The organism is Pseudomonas sp. S3(2024) (assembly GCF_036861315.1).
GTDB classification, from domain to species: Bacteria; Pseudomonadota; Gammaproteobacteria; order Pseudomonadales; family Pseudomonadaceae; genus Aquipseudomonas; species Aquipseudomonas putida_A.
The window spans coordinates 817,064-838,637 of sequence record NZ_JAZAQQ010000001.1; the positions used below are offsets into that span (position 1 = coordinate 817,064).

At 60.1% G+C, this 21,574-nt stretch carries 27 protein-coding genes; 11 read left to right on the top strand and 16 right to left on the bottom strand.

Going from position 1 to position 21,574, the window contains the following annotated elements:
- Nucleotides 1–91 precede the first annotated feature (91 nt).
- The 10 genes from hisC to VLA07_RS03905 form a co-directional block, all read right to left on the bottom strand.
- A complete protein-coding gene (gene hisC / locus VLA07_RS03860) occupies nucleotides 92–1,144 on the bottom strand; it encodes a histidinol-phosphate transaminase (RefSeq protein WP_333988437.1) in 1,053 nt (350 codons plus the stop codon).
- Nucleotides 1,145–1,146: 2 nt separating this feature from the next.
- A complete protein-coding gene (gene hisD / locus VLA07_RS03865; protein WP_027610855.1) occupies nucleotides 1,147–2,472 on the bottom strand; it encodes a histidinol dehydrogenase in 1,326 nt (441 codons plus the stop codon).
- Nucleotides 2,473–2,597: 125 nt separating this feature from the next.
- Nucleotides 2,598–3,233, bottom strand: coding sequence for an ATP phosphoribosyltransferase (gene hisG / locus VLA07_RS03870; protein ID WP_007967226.1), 636 nt, complete (start codon nucleotides 3,231–3,233; stop codon nucleotides 2,598–2,600).
- Between the two features lie 127 nt (nucleotides 3,234–3,360).
- Nucleotides 3,361–4,626: a UDP-N-acetylglucosamine 1-carboxyvinyltransferase gene (gene murA, locus VLA07_RS03875; protein ID WP_027610854.1), complete on the bottom strand. Its 1,266-nt coding sequence runs from the start codon at nucleotides 4,624–4,626 to the stop codon at nucleotides 3,361–3,363.
- Nucleotides 4,627–4,648: 22 nt separating this feature from the next.
- Nucleotides 4,649–4,888 (bottom strand): BolA family protein, encoded by a 240-nt coding sequence (locus tag VLA07_RS03880; RefSeq protein ID WP_007953556.1) that lies wholly within the window; start codon nucleotides 4,886–4,888, stop codon nucleotides 4,649–4,651.
- 116 nt (nucleotides 4,889–5,004) lie between these two features.
- Nucleotides 5,005–5,310 carry an STAS domain-containing protein gene (locus VLA07_RS03885; protein ID WP_333988438.1) on the bottom strand — a complete coding sequence of 102 codons (306 nt, stop codon included), beginning with the start codon at nucleotides 5,308–5,310 and terminating at the stop codon, nucleotides 5,005–5,007.
- The gene (locus VLA07_RS03890) at nucleotides 5,307–5,960 is read right to left on the bottom strand and encodes an MlaC/ttg2D family ABC transporter substrate-binding protein (protein ID WP_027610852.1); all 654 of its coding nucleotides are present in this window, start codon (nucleotides 5,958–5,960) and stop codon (nucleotides 5,307–5,309) included. Before VLA07_RS03890 ends, VLA07_RS03885 begins: the two co-directional genes overlap by 4 nt.
- A gap of 11 nt (nucleotides 5,961–5,971) precedes the next feature.
- Nucleotides 5,972–6,439: an outer membrane lipid asymmetry maintenance protein MlaD gene (gene mlaD, locus VLA07_RS03895; RefSeq protein ID WP_007967220.1), complete on the bottom strand. Its 468-nt coding sequence runs from the start codon at nucleotides 6,437–6,439 to the stop codon at nucleotides 5,972–5,974.
- On the bottom strand, nucleotides 6,439–7,236 hold the full coding sequence (mlaE, locus tag VLA07_RS03900) for a lipid asymmetry maintenance ABC transporter permease subunit MlaE (protein WP_003221704.1): 798 nt from the start codon (nucleotides 7,234–7,236) through the stop codon (nucleotides 6,439–6,441). The genes mlaD and mlaE overlap by 1 nt, the downstream gene beginning before the upstream one ends.
- Nucleotides 7,236–8,045, bottom strand: coding sequence for an ATP-binding cassette domain-containing protein (locus VLA07_RS03905; protein ID WP_003221703.1), 810 nt, complete (start codon nucleotides 8,043–8,045; stop codon nucleotides 7,236–7,238). Before VLA07_RS03905 ends, mlaE begins: the two co-directional genes overlap by 1 nt.
- Before the next feature lie 274 nt (nucleotides 8,046–8,319).
- On the opposite strand from VLA07_RS03905, the gene VLA07_RS03910 reads away from it, so the two are divergent.
- The 10 genes from VLA07_RS03910 (at nucleotide 8,320) to VLA07_RS03955 (ending at nucleotide 15,434) form a co-directional block, all read left to right on the top strand.
- Nucleotides 8,320–9,294, top strand: coding sequence for a KpsF/GutQ family sugar-phosphate isomerase (locus tag VLA07_RS03910; RefSeq protein WP_333988439.1), 975 nt, complete (start codon nucleotides 8,320–8,322; stop codon nucleotides 9,292–9,294).
- Nucleotides 9,294–9,818, top strand: coding sequence for a KdsC family phosphatase (locus VLA07_RS03915; protein WP_007967216.1), 525 nt, complete (start codon nucleotides 9,294–9,296; stop codon nucleotides 9,816–9,818). Before VLA07_RS03910 ends, VLA07_RS03915 begins: the two co-directional genes overlap by 1 nt.
- A gap of 8 nt (nucleotides 9,819–9,826) precedes the next feature.
- Nucleotides 9,827–10,399, top strand: a complete 573-nt coding sequence (gene lptC / locus VLA07_RS03920) for an LPS export ABC transporter periplasmic protein LptC (protein ID WP_027610848.1) — start codon at nucleotides 9,827–9,829, stop codon at nucleotides 10,397–10,399.
- The gene (gene lptA, locus VLA07_RS03925) at nucleotides 10,386–10,931 is read left to right on the top strand and encodes a lipopolysaccharide transport periplasmic protein LptA (RefSeq protein ID WP_096795357.1); all 546 of its coding nucleotides are present in this window, start codon (nucleotides 10,386–10,388) and stop codon (nucleotides 10,929–10,931) included. The genes lptC and lptA overlap by 14 nt, the downstream gene beginning before the upstream one ends.
- Nucleotides 10,931–11,656: an LPS export ABC transporter ATP-binding protein gene (lptB, locus tag VLA07_RS03930; RefSeq protein WP_007967211.1), complete on the top strand. Its 726-nt coding sequence runs from the start codon at nucleotides 10,931–10,933 to the stop codon at nucleotides 11,654–11,656. The genes lptA and lptB overlap by 1 nt, the downstream gene beginning before the upstream one ends.
- A gap of 274 nt (nucleotides 11,657–11,930) precedes the next feature.
- On the top strand, nucleotides 11,931–13,424 hold the full coding sequence (locus VLA07_RS03935; RefSeq protein ID WP_027610846.1) for an RNA polymerase factor sigma-54: 1,494 nt from the start codon (nucleotides 11,931–11,933) through the stop codon (nucleotides 13,422–13,424).
- 73 nt (nucleotides 13,425–13,497) lie between these two features.
- A complete protein-coding gene (gene hpf / locus VLA07_RS03940; RefSeq protein ID WP_025109458.1) occupies nucleotides 13,498–13,806 on the top strand; it encodes a ribosome hibernation-promoting factor, HPF/YfiA family in 309 nt (102 codons plus the stop codon).
- A 12-nt stretch (nucleotides 13,807–13,818) separates the two neighbouring features.
- Complete coding sequence (ptsN, locus tag VLA07_RS03945) at nucleotides 13,819–14,283, top strand: PTS IIA-like nitrogen regulatory protein PtsN (protein WP_027610845.1); 465 nt, start codon at nucleotides 13,819–13,821, stop codon at nucleotides 14,281–14,283.
- Nucleotides 14,284–14,285: 2 nt separating this feature from the next.
- A complete protein-coding gene (gene rapZ / locus VLA07_RS03950; RefSeq protein ID WP_027610844.1) occupies nucleotides 14,286–15,143 on the top strand; it encodes an RNase adapter RapZ in 858 nt (285 codons plus the stop codon).
- 15 nt (nucleotides 15,144–15,158) lie between these two features.
- Entirely contained in the window at nucleotides 15,159–15,434 is a 276-nt protein-coding gene (locus VLA07_RS03955) for an HPr family phosphocarrier protein (RefSeq protein WP_333988440.1), read from the top strand.
- Nucleotides 15,435–15,496: 62 nt separating this feature from the next.
- Here VLA07_RS03955 and VLA07_RS03960 read toward each other — a convergent pair whose 3' ends face one another.
- The 6 genes from VLA07_RS03960 to pmbA all read right to left on the bottom strand — a co-directional run bounded on the left by VLA07_RS03960 (nucleotide 15,497) and on the right by pmbA (nucleotide 20,861).
- Complete coding sequence (locus VLA07_RS03960; RefSeq protein WP_333988441.1) at nucleotides 15,497–16,390, bottom strand: ZIP family metal transporter; 894 nt, start codon at nucleotides 16,388–16,390, stop codon at nucleotides 15,497–15,499.
- A 30-nt stretch (nucleotides 16,391–16,420) separates the two neighbouring features.
- On the bottom strand, nucleotides 16,421–17,032 hold the full coding sequence (locus tag VLA07_RS03965; protein ID WP_247267908.1) for a superoxide dismutase: 612 nt from the start codon (nucleotides 17,030–17,032) through the stop codon (nucleotides 16,421–16,423).
- Nucleotide 17,033: 1 nt separating this feature from the next.
- On the bottom strand, nucleotides 17,034–17,474 hold the full coding sequence (locus VLA07_RS03970; protein WP_333988442.1) for a hypothetical protein: 441 nt from the start codon (nucleotides 17,472–17,474) through the stop codon (nucleotides 17,034–17,036).
- A 27-nt stretch (nucleotides 17,475–17,501) separates the two neighbouring features.
- On the bottom strand, nucleotides 17,502–18,878 hold the full coding sequence (locus tag VLA07_RS03975) for a class II fumarate hydratase (RefSeq protein ID WP_333988443.1): 1,377 nt from the start codon (nucleotides 18,876–18,878) through the stop codon (nucleotides 17,502–17,504).
- Nucleotides 18,859–19,266, bottom strand: coding sequence for a FagA protein (locus VLA07_RS03980; protein ID WP_123587254.1), 408 nt, complete (start codon nucleotides 19,264–19,266; stop codon nucleotides 18,859–18,861). The genes VLA07_RS03975 and VLA07_RS03980 overlap by 20 nt, the downstream gene beginning before the upstream one ends.
- A gap of 248 nt (nucleotides 19,267–19,514) precedes the next feature.
- A complete protein-coding gene (gene pmbA / locus VLA07_RS03985) occupies nucleotides 19,515–20,861 on the bottom strand; it encodes a metalloprotease PmbA (RefSeq protein ID WP_027610838.1) in 1,347 nt (448 codons plus the stop codon).
- A gap of 108 nt (nucleotides 20,862–20,969) precedes the next feature.
- Here pmbA and yjgA point away from each other — a divergent pair, with 108 nt between their 5' ends.
- Nucleotides 20,970–21,494: a ribosome biogenesis factor YjgA gene (gene yjgA / locus VLA07_RS03990; protein WP_007961589.1), complete on the top strand. Its 525-nt coding sequence runs from the start codon at nucleotides 20,970–20,972 to the stop codon at nucleotides 21,492–21,494.
- The last annotated feature ends 80 nt before the right edge of the window (nucleotides 21,495–21,574 follow it).

Sequence of the window (21,574 nt, forward strand, 5' to 3'; positions counted from 1 at the left end):
CTGCTCGCGAAGGGGGCAAAACATTCAGCAAGGATGTTGAATGAAAAACCGCTTTCGCGAGCAGGCTCGCTCCCACAGGTTCAGCGGCGGGTCAGAGGTTGCCGAGGCCGTCGATCAGCGCCTGATTCTGCTCCGGCGTACCGATCGAAATCCGCAGGAACTGGGCAATCCGCTCCTGCTTGAAGTGACGCACGATCACACCCTGCTCGCGCAGCTTGGCCGCCAGACCCGCGGCATCGTGTTGCGGGTGACGGGCGAAGATGAAGTTCGCCGCCGAAGGCAGCACTTCAAAGCCCTTGGCCTGCAATTGCGCGATCACCCATTCACGGCTCTCGATCACCAGACGGCAGGTCCTGTCGAAGTACTCGCGATCCTCGAACGCCGCCGCCGCGCCGACAATCGCCAGACGATCCAGCGGATAGGAGTTGAAGCTGTTCTTGATTCGCTCCAGCGCCTCGATCAGATCCGGGTGCCCCACCGCCAGACCGACGCGCAAGCCGGCCAGCGAGCGCGACTTGGACAGGGTCTGGGTCACCAGCAGGTTCGGATAACGGTCCACCAGACTGATCGCGGTTTCGCCGCCGAAGTCGATGTAGGCCTCATCCACCACGACCACCGAATCAGGGCTGGCCTTGAGGATCTGCTCGACCGCCTCCAGCGCCAGCAGGCAACCGGTCGGTGCGTTCGGATTGGGGAAAATGATCCCGCCGTTCGGTTTGGCGTAGTCCGCCGGGTTGATCTGGAACTGCGCGTCCAGCGGCACGGCATCGAACTGGATCCCGTACAGACCGCAATACACCGGATAGAAGCTGTAGCTGATGTCCGGGAACAGCAGCGGCTGCTCGTGTTGCAGCAGACCGTGAAAGATGTGCGCGAGCACTTCGTCCGAACCATTGCCGAGGAACACTTGATTGCTCTGCACGCCGTAGTGGTTGGCGACGGCGTTTTTCAGCAGATCGCTGTTCGGGTCCGGGTACAGACGCAGGTTGTCGTTGAGTTCGGTCTGCATCGCCGCCAGGGCTTTTGGCGACGGGCCGTAGGGGTTTTCGTTGGTGTTGAGCTTGACCAGTTTGGTCAGCTTTGGCTGCTCGCCCGGCACATACGGCACCAGATCCTTGACGAACGGGCTCCAGAATTTACTCATGATCAGTTCCCCTTCTGCTCAGCTTTGATGCGGTATTCGGCGCTGCGTGCGTGCGCACTCAGGGATTCGCCACGGGCCAGCACCGAAGCGGTCTTGCCCAGCTCGGAAGCACCGGCCTCGGAGCAGAAGATGATCGACGAACGTTTCTGGAAGTCGTACACACCCAGCGGCGAGGAGAACCGCGCGGTGCCGGAGGTCGGCAACACGTGGTTCGGGCCAGCGCAGTAGTCGCCCAGCGCCTCGGAGGTGTGACGGCCCATGAAGATCGCACCGGCGTGACGGATCTGCGGCAACCACGCTTGTGGATCAGCGACCGACAGCTCCAAGTGTTCCGGGGCGATACGGTTGGCGACTTCGATGGCTTGCGCCATGTCGCGCACATGAATCAGTGCACCGCGACCATTGATCGAGGTTTCGATAATGGTTGCGCGGTCCATGGTCGGCAGCAGTTTGTCGATGCTCGCAGCGACCTTGTCGAGGAATTCGGCGTCCGGGCTGACTAGAATCGCCTGCGCGTCTTCGTCGTGCTCGGCCTGGGAGAACAGATCCATGGCGATCCAGTCCGGATCGGTCTGGCCGTCGCACACCACAAGGATTTCCGACGGGCCGGCGATCATGTCGATGCCGACCTGACCGAACACGTGACGCTTGGCGGTGGCCACATAGATGTTGCCCGGGCCGACGACCTTGTCCACCTGCGGCACGCTTTCGGTGCCGTAAGCCAGCGCGGCAACCGCTTGCGCACCGCCGATGGTGAACACCCGATCAACGCCGGCAATGCACGCCGCCGCCAGCACCAGTTCATTGAGCTCACCGCGCGGGGTCGGCACGACCATGACCACTTCGGTCACGCCAGCGACCTTGGCCGGAATCGCGTTCATCAACACCGACGACGGGTACGACGCCTTGCCGCCCGGTACGTACAGGCCGGCGCGATCCAGCGGCGTGACTTTCTGCCCGAGTACCGTGCCGTCGGCCTCGGTGTAGCTCCAGGAGTCCTGTTTCTGTTTTTCGTGATAGCTGCGCACCCGCGCCGCGGCTTTTTCCAGCGCTTCGCGCTGTGCCACGGTGATGCGGGTCAGGGCCAGTTCCAGACGCTCGCGCGGCAGGATCAGGTCAGCCATCGAGGCGACTTCGAGGCCGTCGAACTTCTGGGTGAACTCGACCAGCGCCGCGTCGCCGCGCTCGCGCACCGCCTTGATGATGTCCAGCACGCGCTGATTGACCGAGTCGTCAGACACACTTTCCCAGCTCAGCAGATGATCCAGATGATGCGCGAAATCCGGGTCAGCAGCGTTGAGTCGGCGAATTGCAGTCGGTGCGGTCATAGCGAGAGCCTCATAGGAATGGCAAAAAACTCAGGCGCCCGAAACTATCATTCGATCCGCTTGGGCACCTGAGAATTCTGGCTATGAGGCGGATAGACGGCGCGACCAGGGGTCGGGCAGGTACATCAGCCGCGGTGTCGCGATTCCACTGCGTTGCGCAGGGTATCGATCAACGCCTGGATTCGGGCGTGTTGCATCTTCATCGAAGCCTTGTTGACCACCAGGCGCGAGCTGATCGTGGCGATCAGTTCCTGAGGTTCCAGGCCATTGGCGCGCAGGGTGTTGCCGGTGTCGACCACGTCGATGATCTTGTCGGCCAGACCGATCAGCGGCGCCAGTTCCATCGAGCCGTAGAGCTTGATGATGTCGACCTGACGGCCCTGCTCGGCGTAGTAACGCTTGGCGACGTTGACGAACTTGGTCGCCACGCGCAGGCGGCCCTTGGGCTCGGCCGCGCCGATCTTGCCGGCGGTCATCAGCTTGCACTGGGCAATCTGCAGATCCAGCGGCTCGTACAGGCCCTGGCCGGTGTATTCCATCAACACGTCTTTACCGGCGACGCCAAGGTCGGCCGCGCCATGCTCGACATAGGTCGGCACGTCGGTGGCACGCACGATCAACAGACGTACGTCATCCTGAGTGGTGGGGATGATCAGCTTGCGGCTCTTGTCCGGATTCTCGGTCGGCACGATGCCGGCTTCAGCGAGAAGCGGCAAAGTGTCGTCAAGGATGCGGCCCTTGGACAGTGCGATGGTCAACATGGGAAACGTCAGTCCTTATCAAGGTACTCATGTCCGGTCGCAATCGGCGCCGGACACACATCGAGCCGGATACCGGCTCGACTCGAAACAAATTCAGTGGACACGTCCCTGTGTCCGCATGCAGCAATCAGCCCGGAACGCGACGGATCTTGGCGCCCAGCATCTGCAGTTTTTCTTCGATGCACTCGTAACCACGGTCTATGTGGTAGATGCGGTCGATCAGGGTGTCGCCTTCGGCCACCAGTGCCGAGATCACCAGGCTGGCCGAAGCACGCAGGTCGGTGGCCATCACTGGCGCGCCCTTCAGGACTTCAGTACCGGTGACGATCGCGGTGTTGCCTTCGACCTGGATCCTGGCGCCCATGCGGTGCAGTTCGTACACGTGCATGAAACGGTTTTCGAAGATCGTCTCGATCACTGCACCGGTGCCTTCGGCAATGGCGTTGAGCGAGATGAACTGCGCCTGCATGTCGGTCGGGAACGCCGGGTACGGCGCGGTACGCACGTTGACCGCTTTCGGGCGCTTGCCGTGCATGTTCAGCTCGATCCAGTCTTCACCGCAGGTGATTTCCGCACCGGACTCACGGAGCTTTTCCAGGACCGCTTCAAGAATGGTCGGATCAGTGTCCTTGACCTTCACGCGGCCACCGGTGACCGCAGCGGCCACCAGGTAGGTGCCGGTTTCGATACGGTCGGGCATGACTTTGTAGAAGCACGAACCCAGACGCTCGACGCCATCGATGGTGATGGTGTCGGTACCGGCGCCGGATACCTTGGCGCCCATGGCGTTGAGGAAGTTCGCCAGGTCAACCACTTCAGGCTCGCGCGCAGCGTTCTGCAGCACGCTGCGACCCTTGGCCAGGGCGGCTGCCATCATGATGTTTTCGGTACCGGTCACGCTGACGGTATCGAAGAAGAAGTGCGCACCGCGCAGACCGCCTTCAGGCGCCTTGGCCTTGATGTAGCCGCCTTCGACGTCGATCACCGCGCCCATGGCTTCGAGGCCACGAATGTGCAGGTCGACCGGACGCGAACCGATGGCGCAACCGCCAGGCAGGGCGACTTCGGCTTCACCGAAACGCGCAACCATCGGGCCCAGTACCAGGATCGAGGCACGCATGGTTTTCACCAGTTCGTACGGCGCGATCAGGGTCTTGATGGTGCGTGGGTCGATTTCGACGCTGAGCTTCTCGTCGATCACCGGCTCGATGCCCATGCGACCGAACAGCTCGATCATGGTGGTAATGTCGTGCAGGTGCGGCAGGTTGCCAACGGTCACCGGGCCATCGCACAGCAGGGTGGCAGCCAGAATCGGCAGGGCGGAGTTCTTCGCCCCGGAGATACGGATTTCGCCATCAAGACGAACGCCACCGGTAATAATCAATTTATCCATAAGAATCTCGACGCCCTAGGGCTCAGGTGCGCTCGGCCCAGGCCGCGCTGCTGAAAAATTTCATAGTGACCGCGTGGATGCTGCCATCGGCGATCCAAGGGTTCAAATGGGCATAGATGCTTTGCTGACGCTTGACCGGGCTCAACGCCGCCAGTTCATCACTAATCACGTTCAGCTGGAAGTTGCAGCCTTCGCCTTCAACTTCCACCTGCGTTCCTGGCAGCTTTCCTTCAAGGAAGCTCTTCACTTCTACGGCCTGCATGCTCAACCTCAATCGGCGCCCTGTGCGCACGGGTCGGACATCATACAAAAAAGCCCCGCGCCTGCGAACCCCGCATTGGCAGGACTCTGACGGGGGGCTTGTTTATCGATGCGGGTTCAGGGGTGCGCCAGCAACTCGGTCAGTTCACTGACCTGAGCGATTTCGCGCATGTCTTCCGGCATCGCACGGATGCTGACGGCTTTGCCGGCCGCCTGGGCATCGCGCATGAAGCACAGCAGCAAGGACAAGCCGACGCTGCTGGACTTCTTCACTGCCGAGCAATCGATGACCAGCGATGCCGCCTTGCTGGACTTGATCAGCGCCTGGCCTTCCTTGCGCAGGTCGGGACCTGTGCGATAGTCCAGCACTCCGCTGAGCAATAGCTCGTCGACATCACTTATACGAACTGCCGCCTCATTCATTGCGCTGGCTTCTCGGCAGCTTTCTCGGTGGTTTCCTTGGCCTTGGCCACTTCGCCAGCCCAATTGTTGATGGTCTTGTCCAGATCGTTGCCATTGCGCTGCATCGCGTCGGCGAACTGATCACGGAACAGCTTGCCGATGTTGATGCCGTTGATGATCACATTGCGCAGTTTCCACTCGCCATTGATCTTCTCCAGCGTGTACTGCACAGGGTAGATCGCGCCGTTGTTGCCCTTGACGGTCATGCCGACGCTGGTGCGATCGCCGGACTCATCCTTGGCCGGATCAACGGTGATGCCCTGGTTGTTGTATTCGAGCAAGGCATTGCCATAGAACTGGAACAGGCCGCGCTTGAAGTTTTCCTGGAAGGTCTGCATCTGCGCCGGCGTGGCCTTGCGCGAATACTTGACCGTCATGATGCTCTTGGAAATGCCTTCGGCATCCACCACAGGTCCGACGATGGTGTTCAGCGCCGTGTAGAAGTCCTGCGGATCCTTCTTGTACTTCTCTTTATTGGCCGACAGGTCGGCCAGCATCCGGTTCGTGGTGTCCTGAATCAGGTCGTGCGCCGACTGTCCGGGCGCAGCGCTAGCCAGCATCGGCAGTGCCGCAAGCAACACCAACAGGCCACGTCGCAAGGTAGAGATCATTCAAAAGCTCCTCATTTGGCGTCTTTGCTAACGGTATTGAGCAGGAATTTACCGATCAGGTCTTCCAGTACCAGAGACGACTGGGTGTCGTGGATGGTTCCACCATCCTTCAGACGGGTGTCTTCGCCGCCCACGCTGATACCGATGTACTTCTCGCCCAACAGGCCAGCGGTCAGGATAGACGCTGTGGAGTCGGTCGGCAGGTTGTCGACCTTTTTATCCACTTGCAGGGTTACCCGACCGGTGAAGCTGTCGCGATCCAGATCGATAGCCGTGACCTTGCCGATGGTTACGCCAGCCATGGTCACTTTGGCTCTGACCGTCAAACCGGCGATATTGTCGAAGTAGGCATACAGTTTATAGGTGTCGGTGGTCGAGGTCGGAGACAGGCCACTGACCCGCAGAGCCAGTAGCAACAAAGCCAGGATCCCTGCCAGCAGGAACAGGCCGACACCGATTTCCAGGGTGCGGTTTTGCATCAGAAATCTCCAAACATCAAAGCGGTCAGAATAAAGTCCAGGCCCAGTACCGCCAGCGAGGCGAATACCACGGTCTTGGTGGTGGCGCGACTGATGCCCTCGGAAGTGGGCTCACAGTCATAGCCTTGGAATACGGCGATCCAGGTCACGACGAAGGCGAAAACGATACTTTTGATGACGCCGTTGAGCACATCGCTGGTGAAGTTCACGCTGTTCTGCATGTTCGCCCAGTAGGAGCCTTCATACACGCCAAGCCAGTCGACAGCCACCCACGAACCGCCCCAGATTCCCACCACGCTGAAAATCATCGCCAGCACCGGCAGGGAAATGAAACCGGCCCACAGACGCGGGGCAATAATGTATTTGAGCGGATCGACACCGATCATTTCCAGGCTGGAAAGCTGTTCGGTGGACTTCATGTTGCCAATTTCTGCGGTCAGCGCCGAACCGGCACGCCCGGCAAACAACAGCGCCGTCACGACTGGCCCCAGTTCACGCAGCAACGTCAGGGCCACCATCTGCCCCACCGCCTGCTCCGAACCGTAGCTCGACAGAATACTGAAGCCCTGCAGCGCCAGCACCATGCCGATGAAAATCCCCGACACGACGATGATCACCAGCGACATCACGCCGACCGAATGCAACTGCTTGACCAGCAGGCCGAAACCGCCGCTGATACCGCCACGACCGAGCAGGGCGTGAAACAGGAACAGGGTCGCGCGGCCAAACACCGCGACGGCGTCGATCGCCGCCTCGCCGAACCGGCGTACGCGTTCTATCAATGAAATTCTGCGCATCAGCGCTTCCCCAGAAGATCTGCGCGGTAATCCGTCGCTGGAAAATGATACGGCACCGGGCCATCGGGGTTGCCGGTCATGAACTGGCGAATACGCGGTTCATCCGAGTTCATCAATTCGTCCGGCGTGCCCTGACCCAGCACCTGACCATCACCCACTACATAGATGTAGTCGGCGATGCTCGCGGTTTCGGCCAGATCGTGGGAGACCACGATACTGGTGATCCCCAGCGCATCGTTGAGCAGACGGATCAGGCGTACCAGCACGCCCATGGCGATCGGATCCTGGCCGACGAAAGGCTCGTCATACATGAGAATCTGCGGATCGAGCGCAATCGCCCGGGCCAGGGCGACCCGACGCTTCATGCCGCCGGACAGCTCGTCAGGCATCAGCTCGATGGCACCGCGCAAACCGACCGCCTGCAATTTGAGCAGGACGATGTCGCGGATCATTTCATCCGGCAATTGGGTATGAACGCGCAGGGGGAAAGCGACGTTCTCGAAGACATCGAGATCGGTGAACAGCGCGCCGCTCTGAAACAGCACACCCATGTGCTTGCGCGCATCGAACAGATCACTGCGCGACAGCGTCGGCAGGTTCTGGCCGTTGACCCAGACTTCGCCGCTGGATGGACGCAACTGCGCACCCATCAGGCGCAACAAAGTGGTCTTGCCGCACCCGGAAGGTCCCATGATGCCGGTAACCTTGCCACGCGGGATGCGAATATCGACGTTATTGAAAATGCTGCGCGCACCGCGCTTGAAGGAGACTCCCTTCAGCTCGACCGCGTAGGCGTTATCGGCACTCATCTAAACTCCTTGCGATGCAGCCTCTCACTCGGACGCCTGGCTTTCCGCAGAAAGCACATACCTCCCGGGCAGGCCGAACTGGCGGCGAACTATATCACTGCAAACGCCAAGCGCCCAAGGCCCCGCCCCTCCGCGTTCAACGATATGACAGGCCTGATGGCACTTTTTCGGGGTTTTGCTGACGCGGAATGACAAAGCACGACGAACTTGCGTGAGGCTTTTCAACATAACCGCTATAATCGCCGCCTTTTCATCGGGCTATACGATTTCTGACATGAGCCAATCCAGCGACCTGATTCAATCGGCACAACGCACCATCCGCCTCGAAGTGGAAGCCGTACAAGGCTTGTTGCCCCATATCGACGCCGATTTCGTACGCGCTTGCGAGATGATTCTGGCCAGCAAAGGCCGTGTGGTCGTGGTCGGCATGGGCAAATCCGGGCACGTCGGCAACAAGATTGCCGCGACCCTGGCCAGCACCGGCACCCCGGCATTTTTCGTCCACCCGGCCGAAGCCAGCCATGGCGACATGGGCATGATCACCCGCGACGACGTGATCCTCGCCCTCTCCAACTCCGGCTCGACCAACGAAATCGTCACCCTGCTGCCATTGATCAAGCGCCTCGGCATCCAGTTGATCAGCCTCACCGGCAATCCGCAGTCGCCGCTGGCCAAAGCTGCCGAAGTCAATCTCAACGTTCATGTCGAACACGAAGCCTGCCCGCTGAACCTGGCACCGACTTCCTCGACCACCGCCGCGCTGGTCATGGGCGATGCCCTGGCCGTGGCGCTGCTGGAAGCGCGTGGTTTCACCGCCGAAGATTTTGCCTTTTCACACCCGGGCGGCGCTCTGGGTCGACGCCTGCTGCTGAAAGTGGAAAACGTCATGCATGCCGGGCAAGAGCTGCCGCAAGTGCAGCGCGGCACCCTGCTCAAGGACGCGCTCGTGGAAATGACCCGCAAGGGTCTGGGCATGACCGCGATCGTTGAAGCCGATGGCAAACTGGCCGGAATCTTCACCGACGGCGATTTGCGCCGCACGCTGGACCGCAGCATCGACATCCGCAGCGCCACCATCGACCAGGTCATGACCGCACACGGCAAGACCGCACGGCCCGAGATGCTCGCCGCCGAAGCCCTGAAAATCATGGAAGACCACCGAATCAACGCACTGGTTGTCGTGGACGAAGAAGATCGCCCGATCGGCGCCTTCAACCTCTCCGATCTGCTGCGTGCAGGAGTGATGTAATGACCACCGATCTGCTGCAACGCGGCAAAGCGATCAAACTGGCGGTGTTCGACGTCGACGGCGTCCTCACCGACGGGCGCCTGTACTTCCTCGAAGACGGCAGCGAATTCAAGACCTTCAACACCCTCGACGGCCAGGGTATCAAGATGCTGATGAATGCCGGTGTCGAGACTGCCATCATCAGTGGCCGCAAGACCCCGGTGGTTGAACGCCGGGCGAAGAACCTCGGTATCCCGCACCTGTTTCAGGGTCGCGAAGACAAATTGGTGGTTCTGGACGGCCTGCTGGCGCAACTGGGCCTAAGCTATGAACAGGTCGCCTACTTGGGTGACGACCTGCCTGACTTGCCGGTGATCCGCCGCGTAGGCCTGGGCATGGCCGTTGCCAATGCTGCCGACTTCGTGCGCGAACACGCCCATGGCGTCACTCGGGCCCGCGGTGGCGAAGGTGCCGCTCGTGAATTCTGCGAATTGATCCTGCGCGCCCAGGGCCGCCTCGATGCGGCCAACGCCGCGTACCTGTGAGCCAAATCATGTTTAGCAAAAAATTTCGCAACTTCCTGCTGTTCGGCTGCATCGCTGCGATGTTTGCGGCGGTCGGCTACTGGAACATCAGTCCGGAACGTTTCCTCGACAAGCCTGTGGCCAAGGTCGAAGACACTGCCATCGACTGGTACGCCACCAATACGCATACCCTGCAATATCTGCCGGACGGCAAAGTGCAGTACGAAATGACGTCGGACAAGGCCGAACACCTGAAAGCGACGGATGTGACTCTGGTTACCAAACCCGACCTCAACATGTATCGCGGCACCGAGTTTCCGTGGCACGTGACCAGCGAGCGCGGTGAAGTGAATCCGGACGGAACGCAGGTAGAATTGATCGACTCGGTACGCATCAAGCGCACCGATGAAAAGAAACGCGACACCCTGATCACCAGCACACGCATGACGGTGTTCCCTCAGCAGCAATATGCGCAGACCGAGCAACCCGTTAGAATCGACGGCGCTGGCGGTGTATCGACTGGCGTGGGAATGAAGGCGTATTTGAAGGAAAGCAGGATACACCTGCAATCGAACGTAAGAGGACAGTATGAGGCTCGTTAAAACCCTCCCTATTTTGCTCAGTCTGGGCGCAGCACTGGGAAGCGTGAGCGCCTGGGCTCTGCCGAACGATCAGCAGCAACCTATCCGCATTCAGGCCGACGACGCCCAGCTGGACGACAAGAACGGCATCGCCACCTATAAAGGTGATGTGATCATCACCCAGGGCTCGATGATCGTTAAGGGCAATACGGTGACCATCACCCGTACTCCGACCGGCGATATCGACGTGGTGACCTCGGTGGGCAACCTTGCCTACTTCGAGCAGTTGCAAACCCAGGGTGACGCCAAGCCTGTTCAGGGCTGGGGCGTGACGATTCAGTACCACGCCGCGCAAAACCGCGTCGTGCTGATCGACAAGGCCAAGGTTGTCGACAAGGACAACAACACCACTCAGGGCGAGAAAATCGTCTATGACACGGTGAAGAAACTGGCCAGTGCCGGTCGCGCTACCGGCAGCAAAGTCACCGAAGCGCGTCCGCGTATCGACATGGTGATCCAGCCGAAGAAGAAAACCGACGAGAAAACCCAGTAATGGCAACTCTGAAAGCTCAACACCTGGCCAAGGCCTATAAAAGCCGCCAGGTTGTGCGCGACGTCAGCCTGTCGATCGACAGCGGCCAGATCGTTGGCCTGCTCGGCCCGAACGGCGCCGGCAAGACCACCTGCTTCTACATGATCGTCGGTCTGGTGCAGGCCGATCAGGGTCGCGTGCTGATCGATGATCTGGACGTCAGCCATCAGCCGATGCACGGCCGTGCCAAGGCCGGTATCGGCTATCTGCCGCAAGAAGCGTCGATCTTCCGCAAATTGTCGGTGGCCGATAACATCATGGCCATCCTCGAAACCCGCACGGAACTCGACAAGGCCGGTCGTCGCAAGGAACTGGAAAGCCTGCTGCAGGAATTCCACATCAGCCACATCCGCGACAACCTCGGCATGAGCCTGTCCGGTGGTGAACGCCGCCGGGTGGAAATCGCCCGCGCCCTGGCGACCGCACCGAAATTCATCCTGCTCGACGAACCGTTCGCCGGTGTCGACCCGATTTCGGTCGGCGACATCAAGCAGATCATCCATCACCTCAAGGCCAAGGGCATCGGTGTTCTTATCACCGACCACAACGTGCGTGAGACCCTGGATATCTGCGAAACCGCCTACATCGTCAACGACGGTCAACTGATCGCCGAAGGCGATGCTGCGACCATCCTTGCCAACGATCTGGTGAAGGAAGTGTATCTGGGCCACGAGTTCCGCCTGTAAGCACCAAGGCACTTGGCCAGCCTCCGGGTGCTGTATCGATGAAGCAGGCTTTTATACGCTTTTATTGTTACAGCGCTCTAGGCAGACACGACGCCTCAAAGATGTTCACCGTGCTCCGACGCGATGCGTCAACAAAGTTTTATACGCTTTTATTGTTACAGCGCTCTAGGCAAACACGACAGTTTCAGGCATATAATTTGCTTAAGTTTGGCGCTCCGGCGCCCTGTAGTGGATGGCGCATGCGCGCCGGCGAATAAGGTGTTAAGCCCCTGCCATGAAACCATCGCTAGTCTTGAGAATGGGCCAGCAGCTGACGATGACACCGCAGCTGCAACAGGCCATCCGCCTGCTCCAATTGTCGACCCTGGACCTGCAACAGGAAATCCAGGAGGCCCTGGAATCCAATCCGATGCTCGAACGCCAGGAAGAAGGCGACGACTTCGACAATACCGATCCTTTGGCCGACAACGCCGAACAAAAACCCAACACCGACATTCAGGAACCGTCCTATCAGGAAGCCGCCCCGACGGTGGACAACCTGGAAGATGGCGAATGGAACGAGCGCATCCCTAACGAACTGCCAGTCGATACCGCCTGGGAAGACGTCTACCAGACCAGCGCCAGCAGCCTGCCCAGCAGCGATGACGACGAGTGGGACTTCACCACCCGCACGTCCGCCGGCGAAAGCCTGCAAAGCCATCTGCTGTGGCAATTGAACCTGGCGCCGATGTCCGACACCGACCGCCTGATCGCCGTGACCCTGATCGATTGCATCAACAATCAGGGCTACCTGGACGAAACCCTCGAAGAAATTCTCGACGCCTTTGATCCGGAGCTCGACATCGAGCTGGACGAGATCGAAGCCGTTCTGCACCGCATTCAGCAGTTCGAACCGGCCGGTATCGGCGCGCGCAACCTCGGCGAATGCCTGCTGCTGCAACTGCGTCAGCTCCCGGCCAAGACCCCGTGGCTCAACGAAGCCAAACGTCTGGTCAGCGATTACATCGATCTGCTCGGCAGTCGCGACTACAGCCAGTTGATGCGGCGTATGAAGCTCAAGGAAGACGAGTTGCGTCAGGTCATCGAACTGGTGCAAAGCCTCAATCCGCGTCCGGGCTCGCAGATCGAATCGACCGAAGCCGAGTACGTGGTGCCCGACGTCATTGTGCGCAAGGATAACGAACGCTGGCTGGTCGAGCTGAATCAGGAGTCAGTGCCCCGTCTGCGGGTCAATGCGCAGTACGCCGGTTTCGTCCGTCGCGCCGACACCAGCGCCGACAACACCTTCATGCGCAACCAGTTGCAAGAGGCACGCTGGTTCATCAAGAGCCTGCAAAGCCGCAACGAAACCCTGATGAAGGTGGCCACCCAGATCGTCGAGCATCAGCGCGGCTTCCTGGAGTATGGCGATGAAGCCATGAAGCCGTTGGTCCTGCATGACATCGCCGAGGCGGTCGGCATGCACGAATCGACGATTTCCCGGGTCACCACGCAGAAATTCATGCATACCCCGCGCGGTATTTATGAACTGAAATACTTTTTCTCCAGCCACGTCAGCACCTCCGAAGGCGGTGAATGCTCGTCGACGGCGATCCGCGCGATCATCAAAAAACTGGTTGCGGCGGAAAATCAGAAAAAGCCGTTGAGTGACAGCAAGATCGCTGGTTTACTGGAGGCACAAGGCATTCAGGTGGCTCGCCGCACCGTCGCCAAGTACCGCGAATCCCTCGGGATCGCGCCTTCGAGCGAACGCAAGCGGTTGATGTAAGCCACGTTACAGCGTTCCAGTGGCAGGCTCTTCGGCCTGCCGCTTTATGCACTGGCAACGAAGGAGAAGCTGTATGCAAGTCAACATCAGTGGACACCAACTGGAAGTGACCGAACCTCTGCGCACCTACATCAACGAGAAACTCGAACGATTGGAGCGCCATTTCGACAAGATCACCAACGTGCAAGTCACGATGTGCGTCGAAAAGCTCAAGCAGAAAATCGAAGCCACCTTGCATATACCCGGCAGCGAAGTGGTCGCCAACGCAGAAGATACCGACATGTACGCTGCGATCGACTCACTGACCGACAAGCTGGATCGCCAACTCAAAAAGCATAAGGAAAAGACCCAGAGCCTCCTTCAGGGCGCGACAGGTCGTTAACACTCCCAACCCATGATCCGACTTGAAAGTATCCTGACCCCCGGCCGTTCCCTGGTGAACGTGCCGGGCGGCAGTAAAAAGAAAGCCCTCGAACAGATTGCCAACCTCATCCATAAAGAAGTGCCGGATCTGGCCATGCAGGATGTTTTCGAGAGCCTGGTAGCCCGTGAGAAACTCGGATCCACCGGTTTCGGCAACGGCATCGCCATTCCCCACTGCCGCCTCAAAGGCTGCGAAGCGCCTATCAGCGCGTTGATGCACCTTGATGCCCCCATCGATTTCGATGCCATTGACGGCGCACCGGTCGACCTGCTGTTTGTACTGCTGGTCCCGGAAGCGGCCACCGATGCCCACCTGGAATTACTGCGCCAGATCGCCAGCATGCTCGATCGCAAGGAAGTGCGCGAAAAACTGCGCAGCGCACCGAGCAACGAAGCCTTGTATCAGGTCGTCCTGAGCGAGCAGAACGGTCATTAATCATGCGTTTGATCATCGTCAGCGGCCGCTCCGGCTCGGGTAAAAGTACCGCCCTGAATGTCCTTGAGGACAACGGCTACTACTGCATCGACAACCTGCCGGCCGGTCTGCTGCCGGAGCTCGCCGAACGCGCCCTGATTCACACCGAACTGGCCCAGCCGCTGGTGGCCGTGTCGATCGATGCACGCAATCTGCCGAGCCACCTGTCGCGTTTCCCCGAACTGCTTGAAGAAGTCCGTGCCCGGCACATCCAGTGCGATGTGCTGTATCTGGATGCCGACGAAGAAACCCTGCTCAAGCGCTTCTCGGAAACCCGCCGGCGCCATCCATTGAGCACTGCCAACCGCTCGCTGGCCGAAGCGATCGAAGATGAAACCGCCCTGCTCGGCCCGATCGCCGACCTGGCCGACCTCAAGGTCAACACCACCAATCTGAATCTGTACCAGTTGCGTGACACCATCAAACTGCGCCTGCTGAACCAGCCGGAGCCGGGTACGGCGTTTCTGGTCGAGTCGTTCGGCTTCAAGCGCGGCATGCCGGTGGACGCGGATCTGGTGTTTGATGTGCGCTGTCTGCCCAATCCTTACTGGAAACCGGAACTGCGTGCACAATCGGGTCTCGACGCACCGGTCGCCGAGTACCTGGCTGCGCAACCGGAGGTTGAGGAGATGTTTCAAGACATCTACGGCTACCTGTACAAATGGCTGCCGCGTTTTGCCGCGAGCAACCGCGCCTACGTCACCATTGCCATTGGCTGCACCGGCGGGCATCACCGCTCCGTTTACCTGACCGAACGCCTGGGTCAGGCCCTGCAGAAAACCCTGAAGAACGTCCAGGTTCGCCACCGCGACCTCACTTAAAGGATTCACACCGCGATGCCTGCTCGTGAAATCGAAATCATCAACAAATTGGGTCTGCATGCCCGGGCATCGGCCAAATTCGTCGGCGTGGCCGGCAAGTTTCCGGAGACCACGATAAGAGTCGGTCGCACACCCGAGACAGCAGTAGACGGCAAAAGCATCATGGCGATGATGATGCTCGCGGCCGGCAAGGGCACCAAGATCCATTTGAGCACCGAAGGTGAACAGGCTGAGGAGGCCATGATTGCTTTGGTGGAGCTGATCAACAACTACTTCGATGAAGGGGGCTGACAGCCCAGCACCGAAGATCGCAGCCTTGGCAACAGCTGCCGCAGGCTGCGATCTTTTGATATTCAACCCAACGCCGTATCCATCACCATCATCAGACAAAACCCGATCAGCAAGCCAAGACTGGCCAGCTTGTCATGACCATTGCGGCGCGATTCCGGAATGACTTCGTGCGTCACCACCAGCAACATCGCCCCCGCTGCCAGCGCCAGCCCCAACGGCAATAACAGCTCCGCCAGACTGACCAGCCAGGCACAGAGCAGTGCAAACACCGGTTCGATCAGTCCTGACGCCGCGCCGATCAAGAATGCCTTGACCCGCGACATTCCTGCCCCCGCCAGTACCAGCGCAATCACCAATCCCTCTGGCACATCCTGCAAGGCGATGCCCATCGCCAGACTGTCGGCATCCGGCATGCCGCCGCCAGCGGACACCCCCACCGCCATGCCTTCCGGGATGTTGTGAGCAATGATGGCGAAGACGAACAGCCAGATGCCCGGCGGAATCACCGGGTGCTCGGGGGTACCGACGAGCATTTCCGGTGAGGCGCCGGACAGTTTCAGATCCACCAGATACAAACCGAACGCACCGAGCATGATGCCGAAGCAAATCAGCCCGCTGGCGGCCAACGGTGTCAGGCCCAGACTTTCGGCAGCAGCGATGCCCGGCACGATCAGCGAAAACGCGGTCGCCGCCAGCATCACGCCGGCGCCGAAACCCAGTAGCGTATCGCTGAGCCTCTGCGGCATACGCCGGATCACCAGCACCGGCACCGCGCCGAGCGCCGTGCCGAGGGCGCAGATCGCGCCGCCCTGCAATGCGCGTGACAATCGCGGCTGCAGATCCAGCCATTCCAGCCCGTGCACGGCCAGCAGGGTCATGCCCGCCAGCAGCAACAGCGACCCGACCGCGTAACGAAACATACGCCCACCGCCAATCGCCAGTGTTTCAGTGCCCATAGTCAGCCCTGGATTGTTTTTATAGAAGACTTAAACCAGTGCAGCCTGGTAGCGCGCAGCAACTTCCGGCCAGTTGATCACGTTGTAGAACGCGTTGATGTATTCCGGGCGACGGTTCTGATAAAGCAGGTAATAGGCGTGTTCCCAAACATCCAGACCGAGAATCGGCGTGTTGCCGTTCATCAACGGGCTGTCCTGATTGCCGCTACTTTCCACGACCAGTTTTTTCTCCGGGGTCACGCTGAGCCAGGCCCAGCCGCTGCCGAAACGGGTCAACGCGGCTTTGGTGAAGGCTTCCTTGAAGCTGTCGAGGCCGCCCAGTTGCGCCTCGATGGCCTTGGCCAGCGCGCCGTCCGGCTTACCACCGCCGTTGGGCACCATGACTTCCCAGAACAGCGAATGGTTGGCATGCCCGCCACCCTGATTGATCACCGCCGCGCGGAGTTTTTCCGGCAACTGCTGAACGCTGGCGACCAGTTTTTCCACCGGCCATTCGGCGTACTCAGTGCCTTCGACGGCGGCATTGAGGTTGTTGATGTAGGTCTGGTGGTGCTTGGTGTAGTGGATCTCCATGGTTTGCGCATCGATGTGCGGTTCCAGGGCATCGTAGGCGTACGGCAAGGCAGGCAAGGTAAAAGCCATTTCAGTGGACTCCATGGTGATGTGAGGCTGACGCGCGGCGTGCATTGCCGGTGTCCGGGTGCAGCAGGCGCTGGGTGCGCGGGTATTCGCCGTATTCGCTGATGAAATTCAGCAGTTCGACGTAGGTCTTGCTGCTCTGGCGCAACGCCGCCTCACGCAGGGCCGGGCGCAGGCGCTCGTCCTGCATGGTCTGCAACAGCCGTTGATGAATCGCGCAGAGGTACTCGGCGCTCTCCTCCGGCTGATTCAGGCGCAGGTGCAGATCCGCGAGGTTGTGGTGGGAGATGACGCAGGCCGCCACCGCTTCGTCGGCGTCCGCCCAGCGTTCGAACAGTACTTGCGCCAGGGCCAGGGCTTGCAGATAAGCTTCACGGGCATCAATCAGCTCGCCCAACATGAAGCAGCGATTGGCCCGTTCGATCGTGCGTTTCCAGTGCTCCATGGTGAGCCTCCAAAGCGGTTGCGGGGTTTACACGCCGCCGGCGGTGAGTTTCTCGGGGTTGAGCAACTCTTCCAGTTGGCTGCGCGACAGGTCGGTGTGTTCCAGGGCGACGTCGATCACCGGACGCCCTTGCTTGTAGGCCTGCTTGGCGATTTCCGCGGCTTTCTGATAACCGATGATCGGATTGAGCGCGGTCACCAGAATCGGGTTGCGCGACAACGCTTCCTTGAGCCGCGACTCGTTGACCTTGAAGCTGGCGATGGCCTTGTCGCCGAGCAGACGACTGGCATTGGCCAGCAGTTCGATGCTGCTCAGCAGGTTCTGGGCGATGATCGGCAGCATCACGTTCAGTTCGAAATTGCCCGACTGGCCGGCGATGGTGACCACCGAATCGTTACCGATCACTTGTGCGGCGACCATGGCGGTGGCTTCCGGGATCACCGGATTCACCTTGCCCGGCATGATCGACGAACCCGGTTGCAGGGCTTCCAGTTCGATCTCGCCAAGGCCGGCGAGCGGACCGGAGTTCATCCAGCGCAGGTCGTTGGCGATTTTCATCAGCGACACGGCGGTGGCCTTGAGCTGACCGGAGACGGCGACGGCGGTGTCCTGCGAGCCGATCAGGGCGAACAGATCCTTGCCCGGAGTGAATTGCACATTCGTCAGTTGGCTGAGCTGGCGGCTGAAACGCGCGGCGAATTCCGGATGCGCATTGATCCCGGTGCCGACCGCCGTACCGCCCTGCGCCAGCGATTGCAGGCTCGGCAGTAAATCCTGCAGATGACCGATGTTGGCCTTGAGCTGCTGCGCCCAGCCATTGAGCACCTGGCTCATGCGCACCGGCATCGCGTCCATCAAGTGCGTACGGCCGGTTTTGACGTGGTGGTGCACCTGATCGGCTTTGTTTTCGATGACCTGCACCAGATGCAACAGCGCCGGCAGCAGTTGTTCGTGCAACGCCAACGCCGCGCTGACGTGGATGGTGGTCGGAATGATGTCGTTGCTGCTCTGGCCGCAGTTGACGTGATCGTTCGGGTTGACCGGCTCGCCGAGCAGGCGGCTGGCGAGGGTCGCAATCACTTCGTTGGCGTTCATGTTGGAGCTGGTGCCGGAGCCGGTCTGGAAGATATCCACCGGGAAATGCTGCATGAAATCGCCTTCGAGCAGGCCTTGCGCGGCATCGCTGATGGCTTTGCCTTGCGCGGCGCTAAGCTGATTGAGTTCGACGTTGGCCCGGGCGGCAGCGGCTTTGGCGAGGATCAGTGCGCGAATGAATTGCGTCGGCATCGGTTTGCCGCTGATCGGGAAGTTATCCACTGCGCGCTGGGTCTGCGCGCCGTAGAGAGCGTCCACCGGCACCTGCAATTCGCCCATGCTGTCGCGCTCAATACGTGTCTTGGTCATCGGTAAATCCTTGGACTAATTCAATGAGAGGGATCGAGGGAAGCAACTCGCAGGTCGCCAGTTGCCAGGTGTAGCGCTGCCAGCGTTGGAGCCGGCAGTTGCACAGCGACAGGCGCTCCATTTCACGCAACGGCCGCCAGGCTTGATCGAGACACAGGCTGCGCCAGTGCCACGGCAACGCGATGTCGGTGGCCGTGTCGAGCAGCAGACGGAAGGAGGTTTCAGCGATGGTCCACGGGGAAGTCGCCGTACAGCAGGCCAGATAACGGCCTTCGGCCAGGTAATGTTCGATCAGGCGCGGTTCGTCAGGATCCATCGCGCAACGGATCTGGCGACTCATCCAGCGCCAGCTTTCGAGGTACGGCTGCTCGTGCAAGGCAGAACTCATGATCCGGGACTCGTTCGGAGATGAGATTTATTATTAGATGATAATGAGAACCAAAACAAGAGCACCTGGTTACACAGACTCCATTGTAGGAGCGAGCCTGCTCGCGAAGGCGTCGTGTCAGTCACCGCTGCAGTAGACTGCTATCGCTTTCGCGAGCAGGCTCGCTCCCACAAGGTTTTGTGCGGAGCCAAGAAAAAAGGCGCGCCACCCGATGAGGTGGCGCGCCTTTCTTGTCTGACCGCTGGGGCTTAGCTGCCCGCGACAGTCATCCGCTCGATCAGCACCGAACCCGTGCGAATATTGCTACGCAACTCCAGGTCATTACCGACTGCAACGATCTGCTTGAACATGTCGCGCATGTTGCCGGCGATGGTCACTTCCTGCACCGCGAACTGGATTTCGCCGTTCTCGACCCAGAACCCCGCCGCCCCACGCGAATAGTCGCCGGTGACCATGTTCAAGCCATGGCCCATCAACTCGGTAACCAACAGGCCACGGCCCATGCGCTTCAACAGCGCCGCCTGGTCTTCATCACCGTGAGTGACGAACAGGTTGTGCACGCCACCCGCGTTGGCGGTGCTCGGCATGCCGAGTTTGCGCCCGGAGTACGTGCCGAGGATGTACGACACCAACTCGCCCTTCTCGACGAACGGTTTGGCGTAGGTGGCCAGACCATCACCGTCGTAGGACGCACTGCCCATGGCGCGCATCAGGTGCGGACGCTCATCGATGGTCAGCCATTCGGGGAACAGCTTCTGCCCCAGCGTGCCTTCGAGGAACGACGATTTGCGATACAGACTGCCGCCAGACACCGCCGACAGGAAGCTGCCGAACAAGCCGCCCGCCAGCTCGGCGGAAAACAGCACCGGCACTTCGCAGGTGGGTACCGGACGCGCGCCCAGACGGCTCGCGGCACGTTGCGCGGCACGCTGGCCGATGCTCACCGGATCCGCCAGCAAACTGCCCTGACGATTGACGTCATACCAGTAATCGCGCTGCATCTGGCCGTCGGCTTCGGCGATCATCACGCAGCTCAGGCTGTGCCGGGTCGACGCGTAACCACCGATGAAACCGTGGCTGTTGCCATACACGCGACAGCCTTGATGGGTGCTGAGGGTGGTGCCGTCGGCGTTCTTGATTCGCGCATCGGCGTCGAACGCGGCGGCTTCACAGAGCAACGCCTTCTCGATGGCCTGTTCCGGGGTGATGTCCCATTCGTGGAACAGGTCGAAATCCTGCACATCCCTGGCCATCAGCGCGGCATCGGCGAGGCCCGAGGCTTCGTCTTCAGAGGTATGTTTGGCGATCGCCAGTGCAGCGGCAACGGTTTCACGAATCGCGTCCGGCCCGGTGGCGGACGTGCTGGCCGAGCCTTTGCGCTGGCCGACGTACAGGGTGATGCCAAAGCCCTGGTCGCGATTGAATTCGACCGTCTCGACCTCACGCTGGCGCACCGACGTCGACAAACCCTGCTCCAGCGACACCGCGACTTCGCAGGCACTGGCGCCCTGACGCTTGGCTTCGGCGATGATCTGCTCGACCTGTTCCTGCAGTGCCGGCAATGCTTGCGGGCCGACGCTTTGAACTGCACTCATGCTCATCTCCACTCAAATTCTGCTTTCGGCTGGGGCCATTGAGCGACCGGGCCGGACAAGCGGCCCCCGACTGGTTATCATGGCGGCGTTTCTTTGCGGACTGCCACCATGGTTGATTCTTACGACGACTCCCTCGATACGGGAGAAAAAAGCAAATCTCAGGTCAAACGCGAGCTGCATGCTCTGGTTGACCTTGGCGAGCGCCTTACAACACTCAAGCCCGACTTGCAGGCAAAACTGCCATTGACCGACGCCTTGCGCCGGGCCCTGGCTGATGCGCCGAAGCACACCGCGAACATCGCGCGTAAACGGCACCTGCAGTTCATCGGCAAACTGATGCGCGATCAGGACACTGACGCGATTCTGGTCCTGCTCGATCAACTCGATGCCTCCACCCGTCAGTACAACGAGCGTTTCCACAACCTCGAACGCTGGCGTGACCGCCTGATCGCCGGTGACGATGCCGTGCTGGAGAAATTCGTCGTCGAATACCCCGACGCCGATCGCCAGCAACTGCGTTCCCTGATCCGTCAGGCTCAGCACGAGGTTGCACACAACAAACCTCCTGCTTCCAGCCGCAAGATCTTCAAGTACATCCGTGAGCTGGACGATACCCAACGCGGCCTGCGTTGATATCTCGCTCTTGTAGGAGCTGCCGCAGGCTGCGATCTTTTGATCTTGAAAAAGCAAAGATCGCAGCCTGCGGCAGCTCC

Bases quoted from the DNA above. Each gene is read 5' to 3' on its own strand.
- VLA07_RS03890 (WP_027610852.1), bottom strand. From the start codon at position 5,960: ATGATCTCTACCTTGCGACGTGGCCTGTTGGTGTTGCTTGCGGCACTG.
- VLA07_RS03880 (WP_007953556.1), bottom strand. From the start codon at position 4,888: ATGCAGGCCGTAGAAGTGAAGAGCTTCCTTGAAGGAAAGCTGCCAGGA.
- lptB (WP_007967211.1), top strand. From the start codon at position 10,931: ATGGCAACTCTGAAAGCTCAACACCTGGCCAAGGCCTATAAAAGCCGC.
- hisC (WP_333988437.1), bottom strand. From the start codon at position 1,144: ATGAGTAAATTCTGGAGCCCGTTCGTCAAGGATCTGGTGCCGTATGTG.
- hisD (WP_027610855.1), bottom strand. From the start codon at position 2,472: ATGACCGCACCGACTGCAATTCGCCGACTCAACGCTGCTGACCCGGAT.
- VLA07_RS03910 (WP_333988439.1), top strand. From the start codon at position 8,320: ATGAGCCAATCCAGCGACCTGATTCAATCGGCACAACGCACCATCCGC.
- VLA07_RS03915 (WP_007967216.1), top strand. From the start codon at position 9,294: ATGACCACCGATCTGCTGCAACGCGGCAAAGCGATCAAACTGGCGGTG.
- VLA07_RS03975 (WP_333988443.1), bottom strand. From the start codon at position 18,878: ATGACCAAGACACGTATTGAGCGCGACAGCATGGGCGAATTGCAGGTG.
- VLA07_RS03980 (WP_123587254.1), bottom strand. From the start codon at position 19,266: ATGAGTTCTGCCTTGCACGAGCAGCCGTACCTCGAAAGCTGGCGCTGG.
- hisG (WP_007967226.1), bottom strand. From the start codon at position 3,233: ATGTTGACCATCGCACTGTCCAAGGGCCGCATCCTTGACGACACTTTG.
- VLA07_RS03935 (WP_027610846.1), top strand. From the start codon at position 11,931: ATGAAACCATCGCTAGTCTTGAGAATGGGCCAGCAGCTGACGATGACA.
- mlaD (WP_007967220.1), bottom strand. From the start codon at position 6,439: ATGCAAAACCGCACCCTGGAAATCGGTGTCGGCCTGTTCCTGCTGGCA.
- hpf (WP_025109458.1), top strand. From the start codon at position 13,498: ATGCAAGTCAACATCAGTGGACACCAACTGGAAGTGACCGAACCTCTG.
- VLA07_RS03955 (WP_333988440.1), top strand. From the start codon at position 15,159: ATGCCTGCTCGTGAAATCGAAATCATCAACAAATTGGGTCTGCATGCC.
- ptsN (WP_027610845.1), top strand. From the start codon at position 13,819: ATGATCCGACTTGAAAGTATCCTGACCCCCGGCCGTTCCCTGGTGAAC.
- yjgA (WP_007961589.1), top strand. From the start codon at position 20,970: ATGGTTGATTCTTACGACGACTCCCTCGATACGGGAGAAAAAAGCAAA.
- VLA07_RS03885 (WP_333988438.1), bottom strand. From the start codon at position 5,310: ATGAATGAGGCGGCAGTTCGTATAAGTGATGTCGACGAGCTATTGCTC.
- VLA07_RS03965 (WP_247267908.1), bottom strand. From the start codon at position 17,032: ATGGCTTTTACCTTGCCTGCCTTGCCGTACGCCTACGATGCCCTGGAA.
- rapZ (WP_027610844.1), top strand. From the start codon at position 14,286: ATGCGTTTGATCATCGTCAGCGGCCGCTCCGGCTCGGGTAAAAGTACC.
- VLA07_RS03970 (WP_333988442.1), bottom strand. From the start codon at position 17,474: ATGGAGCACTGGAAACGCACGATCGAACGGGCCAATCGCTGCTTCATG.
- VLA07_RS03905 (WP_003221703.1), bottom strand. From the start codon at position 8,045: ATGAGTGCCGATAACGCCTACGCGGTCGAGCTGAAGGGAGTCTCCTTC.
- lptC (WP_027610848.1), top strand. From the start codon at position 9,827: ATGTTTAGCAAAAAATTTCGCAACTTCCTGCTGTTCGGCTGCATCGCT.
- mlaE (WP_003221704.1), bottom strand. From the start codon at position 7,236: ATGCGCAGAATTTCATTGATAGAACGCGTACGCCGGTTCGGCGAGGCG.
- pmbA (WP_027610838.1), bottom strand. From the start codon at position 20,861: ATGAGTGCAGTTCAAAGCGTCGGCCCGCAAGCATTGCCGGCACTGCAG.
- lptA (WP_096795357.1), top strand. From the start codon at position 10,386: ATGAGGCTCGTTAAAACCCTCCCTATTTTGCTCAGTCTGGGCGCAGCA.
- VLA07_RS03960 (WP_333988441.1), bottom strand. From the start codon at position 16,390: ATGGGCACTGAAACACTGGCGATTGGCGGTGGGCGTATGTTTCGTTAC.
- murA (WP_027610854.1), bottom strand. From the start codon at position 4,626: ATGGATAAATTGATTATTACCGGTGGCGTTCGTCTTGATGGCGAAATC.